At 72.4% G+C, this 20,904-nt stretch carries 21 protein-coding genes; 7 read left to right on the top strand and 14 right to left on the bottom strand.

Annotated features, from left to right (window positions below):
• Positions 1-162: 162 nt before the first annotated feature.
• The 3 genes from ACFU8W_RS05295 to ACFU8W_RS05285 all read right to left on the bottom strand — a co-directional run bounded on the left by ACFU8W_RS05295 (position 163) and on the right by ACFU8W_RS05285 (position 2,772).
• On the bottom strand, positions 163-1,617 hold the full coding sequence (locus ACFU8W_RS05295; RefSeq protein WP_384032449.1) for a flotillin family protein: 1,455 nt from the start codon (positions 1,615-1,617) through the stop codon (positions 163-165).
• A 53-nt stretch (positions 1,618-1,670) separates the two neighbouring features.
• Complete coding sequence (locus tag ACFU8W_RS05290) at positions 1,671-2,180, bottom strand: hypothetical protein (RefSeq protein ID WP_345517294.1); 510 nt, start codon at positions 2,178-2,180, stop codon at positions 1,671-1,673.
• Between the two features lie 106 nt (positions 2,181-2,286).
• Positions 2,287-2,772, bottom strand: a complete 486-nt coding sequence (locus tag ACFU8W_RS05285) for a peroxiredoxin (RefSeq protein ID WP_345518388.1) — start codon at positions 2,770-2,772, stop codon at positions 2,287-2,289.
• Between the two features lie 96 nt (positions 2,773-2,868).
• Between ACFU8W_RS05285 and ACFU8W_RS05280 the strand changes: the two genes are divergently transcribed.
• Entirely contained in the window at positions 2,869-3,603 is a 735-nt protein-coding gene (locus ACFU8W_RS05280; RefSeq protein ID WP_384032446.1) for an alpha/beta fold hydrolase, read from the top strand.
• Positions 3,604-3,786: 183 nt separating this feature from the next.
• Here ACFU8W_RS05280 and ACFU8W_RS05275 read toward each other — a convergent pair whose 3' ends face one another.
• Positions 3,787-4,455 carry a TetR/AcrR family transcriptional regulator gene (locus tag ACFU8W_RS05275; RefSeq protein ID WP_384032444.1) on the bottom strand — a complete coding sequence of 223 codons (669 nt, stop codon included), beginning with the start codon at positions 4,453-4,455 and terminating at the stop codon, positions 3,787-3,789.
• Between the two features lie 69 nt (positions 4,456-4,524).
• Between ACFU8W_RS05275 and ACFU8W_RS05270 the strand changes: the two genes are divergently transcribed.
• The 3 genes from ACFU8W_RS05270 to ACFU8W_RS05260 all read left to right on the top strand — a co-directional run bounded on the left by ACFU8W_RS05270 (position 4,525) and on the right by ACFU8W_RS05260 (position 8,194).
• Entirely contained in the window at positions 4,525-5,955 is a 1,431-nt protein-coding gene (locus ACFU8W_RS05270; protein WP_384032442.1) for a DHA2 family efflux MFS transporter permease subunit, read from the top strand.
• 92 nt (positions 5,956-6,047) lie between these two features.
• Positions 6,048-7,766 (top strand): SpoIIE family protein phosphatase, encoded by a 1,719-nt coding sequence (locus ACFU8W_RS05265; protein ID WP_384032440.1) that lies wholly within the window; start codon positions 6,048-6,050, stop codon positions 7,764-7,766.
• A 38-nt stretch (positions 7,767-7,804) separates the two neighbouring features.
• Entirely contained in the window at positions 7,805-8,194 is a 390-nt protein-coding gene (locus tag ACFU8W_RS05260; RefSeq protein WP_384032438.1) for a hypothetical protein, read from the top strand.
• 44 nt (positions 8,195-8,238) lie between these two features.
• Here the strand turns inward: ACFU8W_RS05260 and ACFU8W_RS05255 are convergent, their stop codons facing one another.
• Complete coding sequence (locus ACFU8W_RS05255; RefSeq protein WP_384032436.1) at positions 8,239-9,087, bottom strand: GNAT family N-acetyltransferase; 849 nt, start codon at positions 9,085-9,087, stop codon at positions 8,239-8,241.
• A 49-nt stretch (positions 9,088-9,136) separates the two neighbouring features.
• Positions 9,137-10,486: a hypothetical protein gene (locus tag ACFU8W_RS05250; RefSeq protein WP_384032984.1), complete on the bottom strand. Its 1,350-nt coding sequence runs from the start codon at positions 10,484-10,486 to the stop codon at positions 9,137-9,139.
• A gap of 222 nt (positions 10,487-10,708) precedes the next feature.
• On the opposite strand from ACFU8W_RS05250, the gene ACFU8W_RS05245 reads away from it, so the two are divergent.
• Positions 10,709-12,061 carry a molybdopterin-dependent oxidoreductase gene (locus ACFU8W_RS05245; protein ID WP_384032434.1) on the top strand — a complete coding sequence of 451 codons (1,353 nt, stop codon included), beginning with the start codon at positions 10,709-10,711 and terminating at the stop codon, positions 12,059-12,061.
• Positions 12,062-12,398: 337 nt separating this feature from the next.
• Here the strand turns inward: ACFU8W_RS05245 and ACFU8W_RS05240 are convergent, their stop codons facing one another.
• From ACFU8W_RS05240 to ACFU8W_RS05230, 3 genes are read right to left on the bottom strand one after another with little or no spacing between them, the layout of a single operon-like run.
• Entirely contained in the window at positions 12,399-13,238 is an 840-nt protein-coding gene (locus tag ACFU8W_RS05240; protein WP_384032432.1) for a class I SAM-dependent methyltransferase, read from the bottom strand.
• Positions 13,235-13,882, bottom strand: a complete 648-nt coding sequence (locus ACFU8W_RS05235) for a DUF2064 domain-containing protein (RefSeq protein ID WP_384032431.1) — start codon at positions 13,880-13,882, stop codon at positions 13,235-13,237. Before ACFU8W_RS05235 ends, ACFU8W_RS05240 begins: the two co-directional genes overlap by 4 nt.
• Positions 13,879-14,613, bottom strand: coding sequence for a glycosyltransferase family 2 protein (locus tag ACFU8W_RS05230; protein WP_384032429.1), 735 nt, complete (start codon positions 14,611-14,613; stop codon positions 13,879-13,881). Before ACFU8W_RS05230 ends, ACFU8W_RS05235 begins: the two co-directional genes overlap by 4 nt.
• A 114-nt stretch (positions 14,614-14,727) precedes the next feature.
• Between ACFU8W_RS05230 and ACFU8W_RS05225 the strand changes: the two genes are divergently transcribed.
• Together ACFU8W_RS05225 and ACFU8W_RS05220 are read left to right on the top strand one after the other, a co-directional pair.
• The gene (locus ACFU8W_RS05225) at positions 14,728-15,513 is read left to right on the top strand and encodes a response regulator (RefSeq protein WP_384032427.1); all 786 of its coding nucleotides are present in this window, start codon (positions 14,728-14,730) and stop codon (positions 15,511-15,513) included.
• Entirely contained in the window at positions 15,510-16,661 is a 1,152-nt protein-coding gene (locus ACFU8W_RS05220; RefSeq protein WP_384032425.1) for a sensor histidine kinase, read from the top strand. Before ACFU8W_RS05225 ends, ACFU8W_RS05220 begins: the two co-directional genes overlap by 4 nt.
• Here the strand turns inward: ACFU8W_RS05220 and ACFU8W_RS05215 are convergent.
• The 5 genes from ACFU8W_RS05215 to ACFU8W_RS05195 all read right to left on the bottom strand — a co-directional run bounded on the left by ACFU8W_RS05215 (position 16,651) and on the right by ACFU8W_RS05195 (position 20,863).
• On the bottom strand, positions 16,651-17,712 hold the full coding sequence (locus ACFU8W_RS05215) for an NAD-dependent epimerase/dehydratase family protein (RefSeq protein ID WP_384032423.1): 1,062 nt from the start codon (positions 17,710-17,712) through the stop codon (positions 16,651-16,653). The genes ACFU8W_RS05220 and ACFU8W_RS05215 overlap by 11 nt on opposite strands.
• 204 nt (positions 17,713-17,916) lie before the next feature.
• Complete coding sequence (locus ACFU8W_RS05210) at positions 17,917-18,522, bottom strand: hypothetical protein (protein ID WP_384032421.1); 606 nt, start codon at positions 18,520-18,522, stop codon at positions 17,917-17,919.
• Positions 18,519-19,775 (bottom strand): MAB_1171c family putative transporter, encoded by a 1,257-nt coding sequence (locus tag ACFU8W_RS05205; RefSeq protein ID WP_384032419.1) that lies wholly within the window; start codon positions 19,773-19,775, stop codon positions 18,519-18,521. Before ACFU8W_RS05205 ends, ACFU8W_RS05210 begins: the two co-directional genes overlap by 4 nt.
• A gap of 32 nt (positions 19,776-19,807) precedes the next feature.
• Positions 19,808-20,380, bottom strand: a complete 573-nt coding sequence (locus tag ACFU8W_RS05200) for a toxin (protein ID WP_384032417.1) — start codon at positions 20,378-20,380, stop codon at positions 19,808-19,810.
• A 6-nt stretch (positions 20,381-20,386) separates the two neighbouring features.
• Positions 20,387-20,863, bottom strand: coding sequence for a hypothetical protein (locus tag ACFU8W_RS05195; protein ID WP_345517311.1), 477 nt, complete (start codon positions 20,861-20,863; stop codon positions 20,387-20,389).
• Positions 20,864-20,904: the final 41 nt, after the last annotated feature.

Genomic DNA, 20,904 nt, shown 5'->3' with positions numbered 1-20,904 from the left:
TAACCGGAGGCTTCCGCCGTCTGGCGCTCGCGCGCACGGAGACCCTGCTCACCTGCGGATATCGCGTGATCGATGCGCGGCCGCCGGGGCGCGGCCGAGGGCCGGACGCAGCTGTGCCCGGCGGTCCGCTGCTCACCGCCGGGCACGTGGGTCGGAACGGCGTCAGCCGGTGATCTCGATCTTGCCGTTGCCCGATGCCGGTGTCGTGGCCGGTGCCTGCGCCGGGATCTCCGCTGCGGTGTCCGAAGTCGACCCGCCCTTCAGGTTCTTCAGCAGTGCCGCCAGGTCGACGCCCGTCGTGGCGGTGAGGAGTTCCATGCCCTGCGCGACGTTGTCCGCGACCGTGCGTGACAGCTGGCTCGCGCCGTCCGTCGAGATGACCGTCATCTTGTCGACGGCGCTGAGCGGTTCGGCGGCCTTGGCGACGACGTGCGGGAGCACCTCGACCAGCATCTGGAGCACCGCCGCGTCGCCGTACTGGGCGAACGCGTCCGCCTTCTTCCGCATGGCCTCGGCCTCGGCCGCGCCCTTCGCGGCGATGGCGGCGGCCTCCGCCTCGCCCTCGATGCGGACGGCGTCGGCGAGTGCCGAGCGGTGGAGCTTCTCGCCCTGACCGGTGAGACGGGAGCGCTCCGCGTCCGCCTCGGCTTCCTTGACCTGGGCGATGCGGCGGGCCTCGGCCTCCTGCTCGGCCCGGTAGCGGGCGGCGTCGGCGGGCTTGCGGACCTTGGTGTCGAGTTCGCGGTCGGTCAGGGCCGCCTGGCGCTGGGCGACCTTCTCCTGCTCCTCCAGGACTTCCTGCTGACGGGCGGCCTCGGCGAGCGGGCCGGCGGCGTTGGCCTTGGCCGCCGCCGCTTCCGTCTCGGCCTTGATCTCGGCCTGCTTGAGGTAGAACGTCCGCTCGGCGATGGCGATTTCCTCGGCGGCCTTCAGACGGGCCTGCTCGGACGCGCGCTTGGCGATCGCCTCGGCGATGTCCGCCTCCTGCTTGGCGCGGGCGGCTTCGGGGCGGCCGAGGTCTTCGAGGTAGGAGCCCTCGGTGGTGATGTCCTGGATCTGGAAGGCGTCCAGGATCAGGCCCTGGCCGGAGAGGCTGGCCTCGGCCTCCTCCGCGACCTGGCCGGCGAACGCGGCGCGGTCGCGGATGATGTCCTCGACCGACATCCGGCCGACGATGGCGCGCAGGGCGCCCGAGAGCACCTCCTGGGTGAAGCCGACGATGCCGTCCTGCTGCTGCAGGAACCGCTGGGCGGCGGCCCGGATCGCGTCCTCGTTGCCCCCGACCTTGACGATCGCGACGCCTTCGAGGTGGGACTTCACACCGCGCAGGGTGACGGCCCCGCGCACGGCGACCGGGATGTGCCGGCTGGAGAGGTCCAGGGTGAACTTCTGCTGCACGAACGGGACGACGAAGACGCCGCCGCCGACGACGACCTTCTGCCCGCTGTTGTCGATGCTGGTGCGTCCGGTCACCGGGTCGGTCGACTTCTTGCCGCGCCGTCCCGTGATGATGAAGGCCTCGCTGGGCCCGGCGACCTTGTAGCGGGTGATCACCACGAGGCCGAGGAGTACGAGGAGTACGACGACTCCGACGACGGCGGTCACAACTGGACTCATAAGAGGTCCCCCCTGCCTCCCGATCGGGGACGGCAGCTTGGTTCAGTAGGTGGTCAGCGCTCGACGGGGCGGACCGCGACCGAGGTGGTCGAGAGTGCGGCCTCCACCCAGATCTCGGTGCCGCGCTCGACCGGCACCGGGCTCTTCGCCGCGAGTTTCACGGGCTGGCCCGCGAGCCGCAGCAGGACCTCGCCGTACCCGTCGGCCGGGATGGCCGTGACGACGGACCCGGACGTGCCGACGAGATCGTCGCCCCGTGGTGTTGCGGCGGTCTGGTCGCGCATCAGGGCGCGGCTGAACTTCCAGGTCAGCCATGCCGCGACCAGTCCGGCGAACAGCCCGGCCGCGGTCGCGGCGACCGTACCGGCACCCGTGGTGCCGAGCACGATCGCGCCGCCGAAGCCGAGCATCGAGAGGAATCCGGCAATGACGGGGAGGGACAGGAGTCCGTCGAAGAGTCCGTCGAGTACGCCCCCGAAGAGCCCTTCGAGGATTCCGTCGAAGATCAGGGAGAGGGCGAGGAGCACGACCCCCGCAATGCCCAGACCGAGAAACAAGGTCATGTGATCCCCTTTCCCGATCTGGGAAATCCCCCGGATGTGTCCGTCGAGCTGGCTGGATGATGCCATACACGCTCGGGCCGTGACATTGCCGGGGTCCGGCAATCTTTTACTCGTTCTTGATGCCGGAGATGTGGTCGGCGAGCGTGTCCAGCGACTGGAAGGTGGCTCCGAGGACCGCGACGTGCTTCCACCGCAGCACGCCGTCCGGCCCGATCAGGAACACGGCTCGGCGCACCCCGATCCCGGGCGCCGTGATCCCGTATGCCCGGGCGATCTCCCGCCCGGTGTCCGCGAGCAGCGGCATCCGCAGACCGTAGGTGCGGGCGAACGACTCGTGACTGTCCACACCCTGTGGACTGATTCCCCAGACCTCCGCGTCGAGACCGGTGAAGGTCTCCATGCCGGAGGAGTACGAGCAGAGCTGCTTGGTGCAGACAGTCGTGTTGTCGCCGGGGTAGAAGGCGAGGACGACGGTACGGCCCCGGGCGTCCGAGAGCGTGTAGTCGCGGCGTTCGAACGTGTCTCCGGCGAGCGTTCCGCCCGGCAGTGTGAAGTCCTGGACGGGCTGGCCGACTTGTGGTGACGATCCCATGGCGGTCCCCTTGTGTGCGACGGATGTGCGGCGTTCGGCGATGTTCCGGTACAGCATGCTCGCTACGGTGGTGGCTTCCGCGAGCAGGAGGTGGGTATGGCGGATCGGCGACCACCTGTGGCGGCTGCGGTACTCCTCCTGCACGGCGGGCGGGAGACGGGTCTGGGGCCGCCCCCGCCAAGGCCGTTGAACCTCCCGGCCCTGCGCATGCGGCCGTTCGCGCGGGCCGTGATCCGGGCGACCCGGGACGAGCCCGTCGATGTGGCGGTACGGCGCGTGCGGTACGGACACCTCGGGTGGAACGGGTCCCGGGAGGACGCCCTGCACGATGCCGTACGAGCGCTGGACGGCGTGCGGCGCGAGTTCGGCGAGGTGCCGGTCGTGCTCGTCGGGCACTCGATGGGAGCCCGAGCCGCCCTTCGTGCGGCCGGGCATCCCCTGGTACGAGGAGTGGTCGGCCTCGCGCCGTGGTGTCCGCCCGGTGATCCGGTCACCCAACTCGCCGACCGGGACATCGTGTTGCTGCACAGCACCCGCGACCGCGTGACGAGCCCCCAGGCCTCCCGGGCCCTCGCCACCCGCGCCCGCCGGGCCGGCGCCCGCTCCTGTCCGGTGACGATCCGCGCCGGCGACCATGCGATGCTCCGCCGGGCATCGGCATGGCACACGATGACGGCCGGCCTGGTGAGGGGACTGCTGGGCCTGTCCGCGCTCCCGGCGCCGGTCGATGCCGCCCTCCGCCTCCCGCCGGTCGCACCGTCGTCGGACGGCACGCTGGACCACGACGGGCTGCTCGGCAGGGGTGACGCCACCGCCGGGCGCCGGTCGTGACGTACTGCGTGGACCTCACCCCGTACACGTACGGCCGCGGGCCCGGGCCGGGTGCACTGGTCAACACGCAACGGGTGCACCGGACCTGTGGCTTCCACGTCTGCCCCGGTGCGCCGCCGCACTTGTGGAACGCGCGGCCGGCGAACGGGACCGCGCCGCGTGTCCACGCGGAAGTGCGGAGATTCAGCCGGTGGGCCCCGCCGGGGCGTAGTGGCCCAGGAACATGTCGACGCCGCTGGTGATCAGGCGGTCCGTGCCCCGGTCGTCGATGGCCGTGCCGTACGAGCTGAAGACCAGGTGCGGGAAGACCAGCAGCGCGTACAGCTGAATGATCGCCGTCTCCAGGTCCGGGATGGTCAGGCGGCCGCGGTCGGCGAGGGCGCGCAGGGCGTCGGCCACAGCGGGGTGGTGGCCCTCGGGGCCGTGGCCCTGCCAGGCGTCCGCCAGCTTCGGGAAGCGGTGCAGTTCGGCGGCGACGAGGTTGCGCAGGGCGATGACGTCGGCGTTGTCGCGGACGGCGGCCACCCAGGTGCGGGCCGCCTCGACGAAGGCGGTGCGCAGGTCGTCGGCGTCGGCGAGTCCGGCCAGTGCGGCGGCCGAAGGGCCGCCCAGGGGCTCGTCCAGTGCGCCCGCGATGACGGCTGTGAACAGGGCTTCCTTGCTGCCGAAGTGGTTGTAGACGGTCACCTTCGACACGCCCGCCTCGGCGGCGATGGCGTCCATCCCGACGCCGAACCCCTCCCGCAGGAACGCCTCACGGGCGGCCCCGACGATGGCCCGCCGCTTGGCCTCGGCGCGCGGTCCGCCGGGGGGCTGCTTCGCGTTCCCCCGGCGGCTGCTCTGCGTGGTCATGAGGCAAGGCTAACAGTCAGCTGAACTGAACAGTTGAGTTCATGTGAACTGATCCGTACAGTTCAGTTCATGAGTCCGCCTGAGACGCACGTACAGCATCCGCCCGAGCATCAGACCGCCCACCCGCGTCGCTGGGCGACGCTCGCCCTCGTCTGCGTCGCGCAGTTCATGCTCGTCCTCGACGTCACCGTCGTGAACGTCGCACTGCCCGACATGGCCGCCGACCTGCACCTCGACCGCACCGCCCTGACCTGGGTCGTCACCGCCTACACCCTCTGCTTCGGCGGGCTGATGCTGCTCGGCGGCCGGCTTGCCGACGCCCTCGGCGCGCGCCGCACCCTCCTTGCGGGGCTGGCCCTCTTCACCGTCGCCTCGCTGGGCACCGGGCTCGCCGACGGTGCCCCGGTGCTGATCGGGGGCCGGGTCGCCCAAGGAGTGGGGGCGGCGCTGCTGTCGCCCGCCGCCCTGTCCCTCGTCACCACCTCGTTCCACGGCGCGGAGCGCAACAAGGCGCTCGGGGTATGGGCGGCGATCGGCGGGACCGGGTCGGCGATCGGGGTGCTGCTCGGCGGTGCGCTGACCGGCGGTCCCGGGTGGCAGTGGGTCTTCTACATCAATGTGCCCGTCGGGATCGCCCTTCTCGCCGCCGTACCCGCACTCGTTCCGGTGCGAGCCCCCCAGCCCTCCGCCCGGCTCGATCTGCCCGGCGCGCTCCTGGTCACGGCCGGGACCGGAGCGCTCATCTACGGACTGGTCGAGGCAGGGGACGCCGGGTGGGGATCGGCCGCCGTTCTCGTACCGGTCGCGGGGGCCGTGCTCCTGTACGCGACGTTCGCGGGCGTCGAGCGGGCGGCGAAGCAGCCGCTGATGGATCTGCGCATGTTCACCCGGCGGCCGGTGCTCGCGGGCGCGTTCCTGATGCTGGTCGCGACGGCGCTGCTGATCGCCTTCTTCTTCCTCGGGTCGGTCCATCTGCAGCATGCGCGAGGGTTCACCCCGATGCGGACCGGGCTGGTGTTCCTGCCGGTGGCCGTCGCGGTCGGGCTCGGCGCGCATCTGGGGTCGCGGCTGGTCGGGACGGCCGGCAGCCGCGGGACAGCGGTCGCCGGGATGGTGATCGCCGCCGCCGGTTCCGTACCGCTGACCCGGCTGGGAGCGGACAGCAGTGTGTACGGGGTGCTGCTGCCCGGTCTCTGCGTCGCCGCGTTCGGGCTCGGCGCGGTCTTCGTCACCGCGACCACGACGGCGCTGGGCATGGTCGCGCACCACGAAGCGGGGCTCGCGTCCGGGGTGGTCAACACGTTCCACGAGGTGGGCGGCGCGATCGGGGTGGCAGTCGTCTCCACGGTCGCGGCAGCCGGGATCGAAAGGGGTGCGGTGGGCGGGTTCGCCGACGCCTTCACGGTCTGCGCGGCGGCGGCCGGTGCCGGTGCGGTCGTCGCGGTGGGACTGGTGCCGCGGGGGAGGCCGGAGACGACGGGCGGGCCGCACGTGCACTGAAGCCGCTGTGCGGATGCGGGGCGGGGCACGGCGGACGACGATGAAAACCGGGTAGTCGGGTGGTCCGGGCCCCGCCCCCCCAGGAGGTTTCCTTGCAGGCCGATGCGCACGCCGACAGCCCGCCACCGCTCGACCTCGCAGTCCTGGCGGCGCTGCTCGACGGCACCGTGGCAGGGGTGGGCGTCCTCGACACCCGGCTGCGCTACCTGTACGTGAACCCGGCCCTCGAACGGCTCAACGGCATTCCCGCCGCCGAACACCTCGGCCGCACCGTCTCCGACGTCCTGCCCTACGTCGACGCCCGGGAGGACATGATGCGGGCGGTCCTCGCCGACGGGAAACCCCGCGAGATCACGTCCAGCGGCTTCACACCCGCGGCGTCCGGGACTACCCGGCGGTACTGGCACGGCGCGTACCACCGGCTGGAGGTCGAAGGGCAGGTGGTGGGTGTCGCCGGGATCGTGCTGGAGGTGATGGCGTCGGACAAGGAGCAGCGCGAACTGGAACAGGCACGACGCCACCTCAACCTTCTCGACTCCGCGGTCACCCGGATCGGTACCACGCTCGACATGGACGCCACCTGCGCGGAGCTCGTCGACCTCGTCGTCCCGGCGCTGGCCGACATCGCGACGGCCGAGGTCTTCCCGCCCGACGTGGCACCTCCCGTACGCCCCGCGCCCCCCGGCATGCTGCGGCTGCGCCGGGCCGCCCTGGCGGCGGTCCCCGGGCTGCGGGAGGAGATGGCGGAGTTCGGGCTGACCGGCGAGTACATCGACTACCAGGACGGCGCGGCCGTACAGCGCTGTCTGGCGACCAACCAGCCCGTCGTCCAGAACCTCACCGGCGACGATCTGCTCGGCCGCTCGGCAGCCAGTCCGGGGCGGGTCGCCGCCTACCGCGCCCTCGGCATGCACTCGTCGGTCATCGTGCCGATCGCCGTACGCAGCCGGCCGCTCGGCGTCCTCGGCCTGGTCCGGGCGGGGGACTCGCCGGCGTTCTCGGACGAGGACGTCGTCGTCGCCCGGGAACTCGCCGGACGGGCCGCCGTCGGTCTGGACCATGCCCGCCGGTACGCCCACGAACACACCATCGCCCTGGAGCTCCAGCGCTCCCTGCTGTCCGAGCCGCGCCCGCCGCACCCGCACATCGAGATCGCCACCCGCTATCTGCCGGCCGACCGGAGCGTGATGGTCGGCGGTGACTGGTTCGACGTCATCCCGCTGCGGGACGGACGCCATCTGAAGGCGATCGGCGATGTGATGGGGCACGGGGTGGAGGCGGCGGTCGCGATGAGCCACTACCGCTCCCTGCTGCGGCTGCTTGCCGACGACGAACTCCCGCCGCACCGCATCCTGGAACACCTCGACCGGATGGTGGAGCGGTCGGGCCTGGACCGGGCGGCGACATGTCTGCTGGCGGTCGTCGACCGGTTCGGCGGGATGTGCGAGGTGGCGAGTGCGGGGCATCTGCCACCGGTGTTCATCGACCCGGGCGAGGCGGGGACCCGGGTGGGCGACGTACGGGCGGGGCCGCCGCTCGGCACCGGGTTCGGGGGGTACACGACGACGGCCGTGGAGGTCGGTCCGGACACGGTGCTGTTCATGTACACCGACGGTCTCGTGGAGCGGCGGGACGAGGACATCGACGTATCGGTGCGCCGGCTGGAGCAACTGACCCTGCCGGTGGGCGGAAGCCTCGACGATCTGCTGGACGAGGTGCTGGAGAGGTTCGGTCCGGGCGCGGAGGACGACATCGCGGTGCTTGCCTCGCGGAAACGGACCCGGAACCGGATCGGTAAGGAGAGCGGGTAGCAGCCGCGTTGTCGGTGGGGCCTGCGAGGATCGGTGTCATGGAGACCTCGGAGCCCTTGCTGCTCGCCGATATCGAAGCTGCTGTCCGCGCCGGTTGGGGTGCCGACACCTCCACGCCCGACCACCGGCCGCACTGGACGCCGGACAACCCGGCCCGGGACCAGTGCGGGGTCACCGCCCTGGTGCTCAACGATCTGCTGGGCGGCGAGCTGATCCGTGGCGAGGTCCAGGTCGACGGTGAGCGCACCGACTTCCACTGGTGGAACCGGCTGGGCATGGGTGTGGAGATCGACCTCACGCGGGAGCAGTTCGGGCCGGAGGAGATCGTCACCGGTGGCACGGTGATACCCCGGCCGGCGGAGATCGTACGGCTGCGCGAGGAGTACGAACTGCTCCGCGGCCGGGTGCTGGACCGGCTCGGGCGGTAGGGGGCGGACCGGGGCCAGGGGGCGGCGGTCGGCGCGTCCGTCGGTCAGCCGAGTTCCAGGCTGGTGATGCCGAACAGTCCGCTGTGGTCGACGTCCGGGGACGGACCCGTGTACATGCGGGCTGTCTCGAACGACGGGGTGAGACCCAGCTGCTCGGCGAGCCGGACCGCCGCCGGATTGATGTCGGGTACGTCGACGGCGATCTCCGTCTCAGGGTCAGTGGCCGAGAGGGCGCTCACCAGGGCGGCGGCCACCTCGGGCGACGTGGCGTGCAGCGGGCCGATGCGTGACGACGTACGGCACGGGCGCAGCACGGCGAAGCCCTGCACCTCCCCTTCGGCCACGGCGGCGAGAGCGGTGCGCATGGGGGCGGCGATCCACGGGGCCAGGAAACTGTCGCGCTCGGCGGGGAAGTAGCGGCGGTCGAAGACGGCCAGCCGGTCGAAGGGGAGCGACCGGGCGTCGACGAGGGAGACACCGGGCGGTGCGGTGATGTCCGCCGGCGGCAACCCGACCCAGCGCATGTTCGTCCACGCCGGACGGAAGCCGGATTTACGGTAGTTGGACTGCTGGGCGACGACGCCGTCGAGTCCGACGTTGCGCCCGGCGAGCCGGTTCATTCCGGCGTGCCAGACCTGGGTCCCGTAACCCTGGCCGCGCAGTTCCGGGCGGGTGAGATAGAAGCCCAGGAAGCCGAAGCCGGAGCCGTAACGGATCACGGAGACGGAGGAGACGGGCTCGCCGTCGAGTCTGCCGATCAGAAAGCCGCGAGGGTCGGTGGCGAAGAAGGCGTGGCTGTCGGTGCGGCCCGGATTCCAGCCCTCGGCGTGGGCCCACTCGCCCAGCATGTCGATGTCGGCGGCGCTTGCGGTGGTGATCTCGAATGTCGGCACGGGGCAACCTGTACCCCCGCGCGCGATCGGTTCAACATCCCTCCCGGCTTCACCACCCGGTCCAGAGCAGGTGGTTGACGAGCAGGGCCACGACCGCCTGCGCGGTCAGCCAGCCCCGGCGGGCGGACGGGGGAAGCAGGGCGGCGGCGGGCAGCAGCCAGAGGACGAACGGCTGCCAGATGCGTTCCGTCTCGGCCTTGCTCATTCCGGACAGATCCGCGACGAGGAGGGCGAGGAACGCGGCCACGGCGAGGAGGCTCAGGCGCTGCGGTGCGCAGGTGGTGCCGGTGCGGACGGCGCGGACGGCGGAGGGGGCACCGGCCGCGGCCCGGCGGAGACCGGCGACGGTGGCGAGCCCGGCGGCGATCGTGGTGGCCGCGAGGTTCCCCCAGACCCAGTAGGCGTACGGACGGATCCCACCGGCCCCCTGGTAGTAGCGCTCGACCAACAGCCGGTACGCCTCCCACCAGTTGAAGCCCGCCAGGGTGAACGCGACCGGGACGACGAGCGCCCCGAGCAGGAGAAGCGGAAGGGGGCGCGCGGTACGGGCGAGGAGAAGGACGGCGAGGAGCAGGAGCGCGATGAGCGTCAGACCGTACGAGAGATAGCAGGTCAGGCCGTAGAGGAGGCCGGAGGCGAGGGCGGCCGCGACGGCACGGCCCGGCCGGGTGGTCCGGCGGGTTGCCGCCAGGGCGAGGAGGGCGACCGACCACGCGGCGACCGCGGAGAACCAGGCGTCCGCCGAGGCACCGGTCCAGACCGCCATCGGTGCGAGGACGAGGAACGGGGCGGCGCGGCGGGCGAGGCGTTCGTCGGCGAGGGCGCGCACCGTGATCAGGGCGGCGACGACCGCGGAACCGCCGAGCACGATGCACCAGACACCGGCCCAGCCGCCACCACCCAGCCCGATCCGGTCCAGCAGCACGAAAGTGAGCGTGGCGCCCGGCGGATGACCGGCGACATGGGCGGGCCAGTTGCCCGGGGGGCCGATCAGGATGTGCGTGTCGAATCCGCGCAGCGCTGCGCCGATATCGTCGAAGCGACTGATGACCCGCAGGTATTCATGCTTCGTGGTGAGCCGCTCGGCGATGCCCCGCTCCCAGCCGTCGATCATCGCCAGGGAGAAGATCCAGCCGAGGGAGGCGGCCCACGCGGTTGCGAGCAGACCGCGCCAGGGCAGCCGGTCGGCGAGGACCGGCCCGTACGCGACGACGGCCGCGGCGACGACCACGGCGGCCGGGGTGCCGGGGCCGGTGTGCGGGTACCAGGACGCCAACAGGGGCGGCCAGTGGACGAAGAGGCTGCCGTCGGCGTCCTGGATGGCCCGGCCGATCAGCACGGCGGCGGTGACCAGCAGGACACCGGCGGTGGCGGCGATCAGGTCGAGGCGTCGGCCCATGGCGCGGTGATTGCGGCCGACGGTGCGCTGCTCGTGTTTCACGTGCTCCTCGGTCTTCACACAGGCACGCTATGCAGGGCGGGGCGGTGACGGGCGGTGCCACCGGGGCGCGTCATCGAACTGTCAGATCTTGGCCCGGTTGGCGGTCATGGGGAGTGACGTCAGAGTTCCGTCAGAAGTCGTACGCGCTCCTGCCCGAGGCCCCGGGCTTAGCGTCGGGACATGGGCGACAGACGTCACAAGAGGACGTTCCGGTTCCTGTTCCGCTTCGGTGGGACGGGCCGTGCCGGACCATCGGACGACGGACCGTCCACGGGGCGGGTCCCGGCCGTTCTCGACCGGCTCCGGACCACGGACCGGCTGCCCTCCTCCTCCGGGTTCTGGCGCAGCCCCGTGCGCGGCGTCCGGTTCACGGCGGTGCTCGGGCTCGTCCTCCTCGTCGGGCTGACGCTGGTGTTCGTGACGGGGCTGCTGTCGTACGCCGCGTACAACCCGGATCTTGCACCGGTCAACGACAAGACGCCGGGCAAGGGGGTGCTGGGGTTCTACCTGTTCGCCTGGCCGACCGGACCGCACTGGCTGTACCGGCTGACACAGGGGCTGCACGTCACGGGCGGCATCGTGCTCGTACCGGTGCTGCTGGCGAAGCTGTGGTCGGTGATCCCGAAGCTGTTCGCGCTGCCGCCGGCCCGGTCGGTGGGGCACGCCCTGGAGCGGGTGTCGCTGCTGCTGCTCGTCGGCGGGGCGCTGTTCGAGTTCATCACCGGGCTGCTCAACATCCAGCTGGAGTACGTGTTCCCGGGGTCGTTCTATCCGCTGCACTTCTACGGTGCGTGGGTGTTCCTCGCCGGGTTCGTCGCCCACGTCGGGCTGAAGCTCCCGCGCGCCGTACGGGTGCTGCGCAGCGGTGAACTGCGGGGTGAGACCGATGAGCTGGCGTCCCCCGCCCCCCATACGCCGACCATTTCCCGGCGCGGCGCCTTCGCCATGGTGGGCGCCGGGTCGCTCCTCCTGCTGGTCACCTCGGTGGGCCGGAGCTTCGACGCGCTGCGCAGCACCGCACTCCTCACCCCGCGCGGGGTCGCCGACCCCGGGACGGGGCCCAACGGCTTCCAGATCAACAAGACGGCCGCGTCCGTCCGGATCACCCCGGCCGACACGGGTGAGCGGTGGCGGCTGACCGTCAGCGGACCCGCCGGAGATCTCGCGTTCACCCGGGAACAGCTTCTGGCCATGGAGCAGTACAGCGCCGCGTTGCCGATCGCGTGCGTGGAGGGCTGGTCGACCGCGAACCAGTGGTGGCGCGGGGTGCGGCTGCGGGATCTGGCGGCGCTCGCCGGGTATCCGGACCGGCCGCCGGGGGTGTTCGTGGAGTCCGTGCAGCGCAGCGGGCCGTTCCGGAAGGCCGCGCTCCGCGACAACCAGGTGCGCGACCCGCGCTCGCTGCTGGCTCTGGAGGTCAACGGCGAGACGCTGTCGCCCGACCACGGTTACCCGGCGCGGATCATCGTCCCGGCCGCACCCGGCGTGCTCAACACCAAATGGGTGACCCGGCTGACGTTCGGAGAGCTGTGATGCGGAAGACGAATGGCCCGCGGTCCGCGGCGGTCTTCAGGCGCTGGTACGGGGAAGGGCCGCTGCATCTCCTGCTCCTGGCCGCCACGTTCGCCCTCGCGGGCTACGCGGGTGTGCGGCTGCTGGAGGGGGACACGTTCGGTGTCGCGGTGTGGTTCGTCGGCTCGGCGCTGGTGCACGACCTCGTGCTGCTGCCGGTGTACGCGACTGCGGACCGGGCCGTACGCGCCGTGCTGGGACCGGGCTCCGGGCTGGTCAACTTCGTCCGCGTGCCCGCCTTTCTCTCCGGGCTGCTCCTGCTGATGTGGTTCCCGCTGATCAGCAGGCACGCGACCCATTACAAGCCGGCGAGCGGGCTCTCCCCCGATGTGTTCCTCGGGAACTGGCTGCTGATCACGGCGGCGTTGTTCGCGGTGTCGGCGTTCTGGCTGGGCGTCCGGACCCTCCGGGTGCGGCGCAGGGCGAGGAAGGGGCGGCCGTCCGCCACCCACTGATCGACGGCCCGCCAGGCGTTCGGCTGCGCGTACCGGAGCAGGGCCGGGGTGCCGATCCGGGCCCAGGGGAAGAGCTCGCCCCCGGGGGCGGCCCGGTCCTCCTCGCCGGCCCCTTCCCGTGCGAGGCGACCGTCGTACAACCGGACCTGGACCCGTTCGTCGATGTCCAGCGGCGACGTCTCCGCGATGAGGAGACCGCCGGGGGCGAGGAGGTCCGCGGTGCGCAGCAGGAGACCGTGCGGGTCGCCGCCGATGCCGATGTTGCCGTCGATCAGCAGCACGGTGCCCCAACGGCCCTCGCCGGGAAGCGGGTCGAAGACGGAACGGTGCAGCGCCGAGCCGCCGATCCGGAGCGTGTGGGCGACGGCGGCGGCGCTGACGTCGATGCCGAGAGCGCGATGGCCGCGGGAGGCCAGTTCCGCGACGAGGCGGCCGGGACCGCACCCGATGTCGAGGACCGGCCCTTCGCAGCGGCGCAGCGCCGACAGGTCGGCGGCGTCGGCCTCCGCACACCAGCGCTCGACGTCCAGGGGCAGCAGCCAGCCGTCCGTACGACGGAGGAAGAGCGGGCCGTGACCGTTGCGCAGCGCATCGGCGTAGGGGCCGGTGGACCACGGGGCGAGGCCCTCTTGTTCGGAACCTGCCGTGCTCGTGGCGCCGCGGTCCGGAACCGTACCGCTCATCGGGCCGCCGCCGCGGTCAGCCGGGCCAGCGCAGCGGCGAACTCACCCTGCGGTGCGGCGGCGACGACGTGCGCGGCGTCCGCCGCGGTGTCCACGTCCCGCAGCCGCGGCAGATCGCGCACGGTCAGTCCGGCATCGACGAGACGCCGCCGCTGGACCGCACCGGTCTGCGGGACGGACATGGGCACGCCGCGCACCAGGGCCGGGTCGGGGGCGGCCAGGCCGAGTGCCCAGAAACCGCCGTCGTCGGCGGGGCCGAACCAGGCGTCGCAGTCGTCCCAGGCGTCCGGGGAGAGCGCGGGGGCCAGATGGGCGGCGGTGATCTGCGGAGTGTCCATGCCGATGAGCAGGGCCGGACCGGTACAGCCGGCGAACGCCGCCGCGAGCCGCTCGTCGAGTCCGCCGGAGCTCTGCGCCACCACGTCGACGCCGGCCGGCAGCCAGGGCCCCGGCCGCCCGTCGAGCACGAGTACGCGCCGTCGGGCGGGCAGCGAGAGCATCGTACGCAGCGTGTCCCGGAGCGCTGCCTCGGCGAGCTGCGCCGCCTCGGCGGGGGTGAACGGCGGGGTGAGCCGGGTTTTGACGAGTCCCGGCAGCGGTTCCTTGGCGATGACGAGGAGGGTGGTCGGTCCGGGCACGCTCATCGGGACGCCTCCCGCCGGGCCGTCCCCGCGGTCGTCCGTTCCGGCGGCCTGTGCAGGACCGCGCGCATGTCCCTCACCGCATGCCAGGTCCCCCGCCAGGTGCCGGTCACCTTGGACCTGCCCGTACGCGGCAGGTACGGGACATCGGTCTCGGAGACCCGCAGCCCGGCGTCCGACGCACGCACCACCATCTCCAGCGGGTAGCCGCTGCGCCGGTCGGTGAGTTCCAGAGCCAGCAGGTCCGCCCGGCGCCCCGCCCGCATCGGGCCGAGGTCGTGCAGGCGCAGCCCCGTCCGGCGGCGCACCATCCGGGCCAGCGCCAGATTCCCGGCACGGGCGTGCAGCGGCCACGCGCCACGGCCCTCGGGGCGGCGGCGCCCCAGCAGCAGATCGGTCTCGCCGCCGGCGATCCGGCGTACGAAGCCGGGCAGCAGACCCGGGTCGAGGGAACCGTCGCAGTCGCAGAAGCAGACGAACTCCGCCTCGGCGGCGAGCAGTCCGGCTTGGCACGCGGCGCCGAAGCCGCGTCGCGGCTCATGTACGACGGTCGCCCCGAGCGAGCGGGCGAGCTCCGCCGATCCGTCGGTGGAGCCGTTGTCGACGACGACGGCGCGCCAGCCGTCCGGGATTCGGCCCAGCACCCGGGGCAGCGCGGCGGCCTCGTCCAGACAGGGGAGGACCACGTCGGCGTGGGGGGAGCGGGCGGAGTAGGAGTCGGTCACCCCGCTCACACTACGGAGCGAAAACCGGCATTTCGGGCTTCAGGTTCTTACGGAAGACGGACGTCGACCCTTCGGCGGACCGCCGAGTGCCCGACCCGGTGGCCGGGATGCCAAGGTGACCGTATGGAGAACATCCCGGCCCCCCCGGGTCCCGGACCCGCCCCCGGCGGGCCGCGCGGCCATGTCCTCGTCGTCGACGACGATCCGACGGTCGCCGAGGTGGTCGTCGGCTATCTGGACCGGGCGGGTTACGACGTCCGGCGGGCCGGTGACGGTCCGTCGGCGCTGGAGTGCTTCGCCGGGCGCCGGCCCGACCTGGTCGTCCTCGATCTGATGCTGCCCGGCATGGACGGCTTCGAGGTCTGCCGCCGGATGCGGGCGCACGGACCGGTGCCGGTCATCATGCTGACGGCGCGCGGGGATGAGGACGACCGCATTCTGGGCCTGGAGACGGGCGCGGACGACTACGTCACCAAGCCGTTCAGTCCGCGTGAGCTCGTGCTGCGCGTCGACTCCGTGCTGCGACGGTCCGCGCCGCCCGCCGCGGGCTCTGCCCGGTCCCCGCTGGAGGGCGCCGGACTCCGTCTCGACCCGGCGGCCCGTCGCGCGACCCGTGACGGTCATGAACTGTCCCTGACCTTGCGGGAGTTCGACCTGCTCGCGTTCTTTCTGCGCCACCCCGGCCAGGTGTTCACCCGGGAGGAGCTGATGCGGGAGGTCTGGGGCTGGGACTTCGGTGACCTGTCGACGGTGACGGTCCATGTGCGGCGGCTGCGGGGCAAGGCCGAGACGGATCCGGGCCGTCCGAGGCTCATCCAGACGGTGTGGGGTGTGGGCTACCGCCTGGACCTGACCGGGGGGACGGCGGCCGAAGGGACGACGGCCGGGGGCGCGGCGGACGGCTCATGACCGACCTTCTCCTCATCACCCTCCTCGCTTTCCTGGGCGCCGCGGCAGCCGGGCTGCTCGGCGCGCTGGTCCTGCGGCTGTTCCGGCACCGTTCGCTCGTGGTGTCGCTGACCGTCGTCGCCGCCGTCGCAGTGACCGCGATGCTCGCCGGGACCCTCGCGGTCGCCTGGGCGATGTTCCTGTCGCCGCACGACCTGGCCGTCGTCACGACCGTCGTCGCGATGGCCGCCGTGGTGTCCCTCGGCACCGCGGTGCTGCTGGGACGCTGGGTGGCGGCCAGAAGCAGGGATCTGACGCTCGCGGCCCGTTCGTTCGGCGACGGCGGTACGTTCGCCGCCCCCGAGGAACAGGCGACCGCCGAACTCGCCTCCCTGGCCAGGGAACTGGCGGCCACCAGCGCCAAGCTCGACAGCTCCCGGGAGCGCGAACGCGCACTGGAGACCTCGCGTCGCGAACTCGTCGCCTGGATATCGCACGATCTGAGGACACCGCTCGCCGGGCTGCGGGCCATGTCCGAGGCGCTGGAGGACGGCATGGCCGCCGACTCCGGCCGCTACCTGCGGCAGATACGGACCGAGGTGGAGCGGATGAACGACATGGTCGGCGACCTCTTCGAACTCTCCCGGATCCACGCCGGATCGCTCACCCTGACCCCCGCCCGCATCTCCGTGTACGACCTGGTCGGCGACGCCCTCGCAGGGGCGGACCCGCTGGCGCGGGAGCACGGGGTCCGGCTGGTCGGCGACCGGATCGACCCGGTGCCGGTGGAGGTCGACAGCAAGGAGATGAGCCGGGTCCTGGGCAACCTTCTGATCAACGCGATCCGCCGCACCCCGGCCGACGGCACGGTCGCGGTGGCCGCGCAGCACGCAGACGGCACGGTGGTGCTGTCGGTGACGGACGGCTGCGGAGGCATCCCCGAGGAGGATCTGCCGCGGGTCTTCGACACGGGCTGGCGCGGCAGCCACGCGCGTACGCCTCCGGCGGGGGCGGGGCTGGGGCTGGCCATCGTGCGGGGGATCGTGGAGGCGCACGAGGGCCGGGCGGAGGTCCGTAATGTGAGGGGCGGCTGCTGCTTCGAGGTCACGCTTCCGGTGGCACGCCGGCCGGGCCGTCCGGAGCCGAAGCGGCCGCCGGTCAACCGGTAGCGACCGCCCCTCTCAACGCCGCCCCGGCGAACTCCTCCATCCCCTCCGCGAACCCCACCTCCGGGCGCCAGCCCAGTTCCTCCCTCAGCCGTCGCGAGTCCGCCGTCACATGGCGTACGTCGCCGAGCCGGTACCCGCCGGTGATCTCCGGGGCCGGACCACCGTGCGCGGACGCCAGCGCCGCCGCCATCTCGCCGATCGTGTGCGGCTCCCCGCTCCCCGTGTTGTACGCGGCGAAACTTCCCGCCCCGCGTCCTCCCACGGCCTCCAGCGCCACCGCGTTCGCGGCCGCCACATCCCGTACATGGACGAAGTCCCGCCGCTGACCGCCGTCCTCGAAGACCTGCGGCGCCTCGCCCCGCTCCAGCGAGGAGCGGAAGAAGGAGGCGACCCCCGCGTACGGGGTGTCGCGCGGCATCCCCGGCCCGTACACGTTGTGGTAGCGCAGGGCCACCGCCCGGCCGCCCGTCGCCCGCGCCCACGCGGCGGCCAGATGTTCCTGGGCGAGCTTCGTCGCCGCGTACACATTGCGCGGGTCGGTGGGCGCGTCCTCGCCCACCAGCCCCGGCGTCAGCTCCGCCCCGCAGTCCGGGCAGCGCGGCTCGAACCGGCCTGCCGCCAGATCGTCCACGGCCCGCGGCCCGGGCCGGATCCACCCGTGCCGGGGGCAGTCGTACCGCCCCTCGCCGTAGACGACCATCGACCCGGCGAGCACCAGATTCCGCACACCGGCCGCGGCCATCTCCGCCAGCAGGACGGCGGTCCCGAGGTCGTTGCAGCCGACGTACTCCGGGGCGTCCGCGAAGTCCTTGCCCAGACCGACCATCGCGGCCTGATGGCAGACCGCGTCGACGCCCCGCAGCGCATCGGCCACCGCCGCCCGGTCCCGGACATCGGCAAGGATCAGCCCGTCCCGGCCGCCTGCGGCGCCCACGCCGTGCGCCGATTCCAGCAGCGCGTCGAACACCACCACCTCGTGTCTCCGCGCCGCCAGTGCCCCGGCGATGTGTCCCCCGATGAAACCGGCTCCGCCGGTGAGCAGTACACGCATGTCCGTCACGCTAGGTCGCGGCACCGGCTCATGCCCGGCGCCGTGCGGGCACGTCACGGAATCGTCAGACCGAACGGGCGGCGGCGGGCCGGGACATCACGGTGGCGAAGCGCGGGGCGTCGGTGTCCAGGACCGGGGTCGGGGTCCGGAAACGCGAGACGGCGTCGTGCAGGCGCAGTGCGCGGCGGCGGAACCGAGTGGCCGTCAGACGAGCAGGAACGCGGCCGCCGTCCCCGCACCCAGCGCCGAGCCCGCCACCGTCTGGGCGACGCTGTGGTACCCGAGCGCCACCCGTGACCAGCACACGGCGGCCGTCATTGCGTACCCGAGCAGCCACCACGGCGAGTGGACCGCGGCCAGCAGCGCGACGACCGCCGAGGCGACCGACGCGTCCACCGAGATCTTCCAGACGGTGTTGACGGCCAGCAGCACGACCGTCATCGCCCACAGTGCCAGCATCGCCACCAGGATTCCGGTGGGCGCGTGCCCGAGGACCATGACGACCGAGCCCGCACCGATCGAGCCGAGGATGACGAGGAAGATCGGTGCGCGCTTCGTACGGTCGACGACATGCCGGTCGCCCCAGGTGCCGCGCCCCCGCTCCCACTCGATGTATCCGGCCGGGACGATCCCGGCGCACAGGGCGCCGAGCAGGCCCCACAGCAGACCGGTCCAGTGGCCGGCGGCGGCCAGCCCGATGGCGAGCATGCCGGCCAGCAGGAGGTTGCGGGGCTGCAGCGCGTCCGTGACCGCGCGGGCGGTCGAGGTCGTCGTGTCGGAGCCGGTGGCCGAACCGGTGGTCGTCGTCATGCCGTCCTCTCCATGGCCGCCGAAGCCGCCAATATGTCCCGGGCCCGGTCCTCGGTGACGGTCCGGTAGGCCGTCGCCACCTGCACCAGCCACGCCACCTCGCCGTCCTGGTCGGTGGCGTGCTGGGTGCCGACCGCCGCGGCGCTCCCGGCGGGAGCACCGGTGTTCATCGCGGTGAGGGCGGCCTTGATCCAGTACGCGTCGGCGAGCGGACCGGCCTTCTCGGGGGCAGGGCTGTCGGCCGCGGCAGCTGTCGCGGCGGCCGGGAGCAGGCTGTCCGGTACGTAGTGGCGCAACTTCTCGACCGCGTCCGCGATATCGGCGGCCCACCGGTCGATCCGGAGATCCGCGGGGGTGTCGAACCGGGTCAGTTCGCGGCGCAGCGAGGCCGGGGGCTCGAACGGCTGGTCGGGGAACGCCGTCATCAACTCGTACCAGAGCGCGTGCAGCCGGGTCTGGGCCCGCCACAGCTTCGCCCGGCGCCGCCCCTTGCTGAGGGCGGGGACGGAAGCGCCGACCGCGAAGAAGGCGAACAGCACCACCTGCGCGGCCTCGGTGACCTCGTCGAACTCCAGCGCGAAGGCGGCGCTCGGCTGGTCGACGACGCTGACCCACAGGAACAGGGTGCGGCTGACCGTGTAGGCGACCCCGATGAACATCGCGAACGTCATCATCGCGAGCCCCACCCGCAGATGGCGCAGCCCGGCACCGGCGGTGGCCAGCGCCCACTGGTAGGCGCAGACCGCGGACGCGGCGCCGAGGTAGAGGTAGAACACGCTCATGTACAGCGTGGCGCCCCACTGGCCCGCATGGTCGGCGACGAAGCGGTCCGACGGCACGGAACGGTCGACGACGGTGAAGAAGAGCACCGTCAGCAGGATCAGCGTGGCGACGGACGCCTTGGCCGCCACCTGCTGGACCGCCCGGGCGAACCGGACGTGCCGCGGGATGTCACCGGCGTCGGGGTACTGGCCGTAGATGGCGACGATGTAGCTGAGGATCGCCAGGATCGCGATCGTCGCCGTGTAGTGCTTGATCAGAACCGAGAGGTCGGTGACCGGGCTGTCGTTGAGCCCGATCCGCACCACCTGGGTCTTGGTCCACAGGGCGGCGGCGAATCCGGCGTAGCAGCCCCACAGGGCGCGGCGACGCTTGTCCTCCTCGTCGCCCCACAGGGCGGCCGGCATGCGCCACACGGCGACAGCCGTCATCAGGACGGCTATGAGATAGCCGGCGAGGTCGAGCGGGGTCACGTCGGGATTCCTCTGGATGGGGGGAAGGGGGGTCACGTACGGCGGAACAGTCCGCGGCGGCGGTGCGCGACCGGGCGCGACAGCGAATTGGCGAGGCGTCCCACCATGTCGTCGCTGGTCACGTCCCTGGCCATGCGGGGGATGAGCGAGGCGCCGAACTCGGCGATCCGCTCGTCGTGCGTGTCGTACTGGGCGCGGGCCTGGACGGTGGAGTCGCCCGCGCGCAGTGCGTCGGCGACGCCGGAGTCCACGACCCGGGAGATCAGGGACGTGTCGAAGACGGGCAGCAGCCGCTGGAGCTGGTTCGCGTCGAGCGAGGTGCCGTGGTCGAACCACTCGTGGCACAGCTCGTGCAGGATGACGTGCTGGGTCTGGTACGCGGTCGGGCGCCGCCGGTAGAGCACGAAGCTGGTCGAGCCGGAGGCGAGGCGCAGACCGCAGGCGGCATTGACGCGCGCCAGCCGGTCGGGCATTTCGTGCAGCACGATGGTGCGGCCGCGGGCCGCCTCCATGTTGGCCACCAGGCCGGCGACCGAGAACGGTGCGGGGATGGGGAGGTCGGCGAGCCCGGCCTCGCACTCCTTCCGCAGCTTGCGCAGGGACACGGCGGCCTACTGCGCCGAAGGGCCGTCGGTGGCGGAACCGCTGCCCTCGCCGTCGGCGGGGGCGCCGGGCCGGTTCTTCGAGTCCTCCAGGAGCGAGAGCGCGAACTGCAGCAGTTCCGGCGGCAGACCGTCGTCGGCCAGGCCGCGTCCGGCGAGCCCGCTGATCTCCCCGGTACGCCGCTTGGCGAGGAACCGCAGTCCGGCGACGACGTCGTCGACGACCTCGGACTCCTCCTTGAAGAAGCGCCAGTCGACGCCGAAGCCCAGTCCGAGGGCCTTGAGGATGTCCTCGGACGGCTGGGTGACCTTCCCGGCGAGGATGTTGGAAAAGTAGCTGTGCGACAGCGAGCCACCGCGTTCCCTGACCAGGTCCGCGAAGACCCGCCCGGAGATCTTCTGGCCCGGGAAGGTCTCCTCCACCATGTATTCGACCTTCTGCTGCAGCGTCCGCAGCTCCGGCGCGCTCTCTTCTCCGTTGTCCATCGGGGCCCCCACGTTCACGTCCGCCGGTACGCGCGCCCCTG

This window comes from Streptomyces sp. NPDC057565, assembly GCF_042801455.1.
Classification (GTDB): domain Bacteria; phylum Actinomycetota; class Actinomycetes; order Streptomycetales; family Streptomycetaceae; genus Streptomyces; species Streptomyces yanii.
This window is presented reverse-complemented; position numbering and strand designations above follow the sequence as displayed.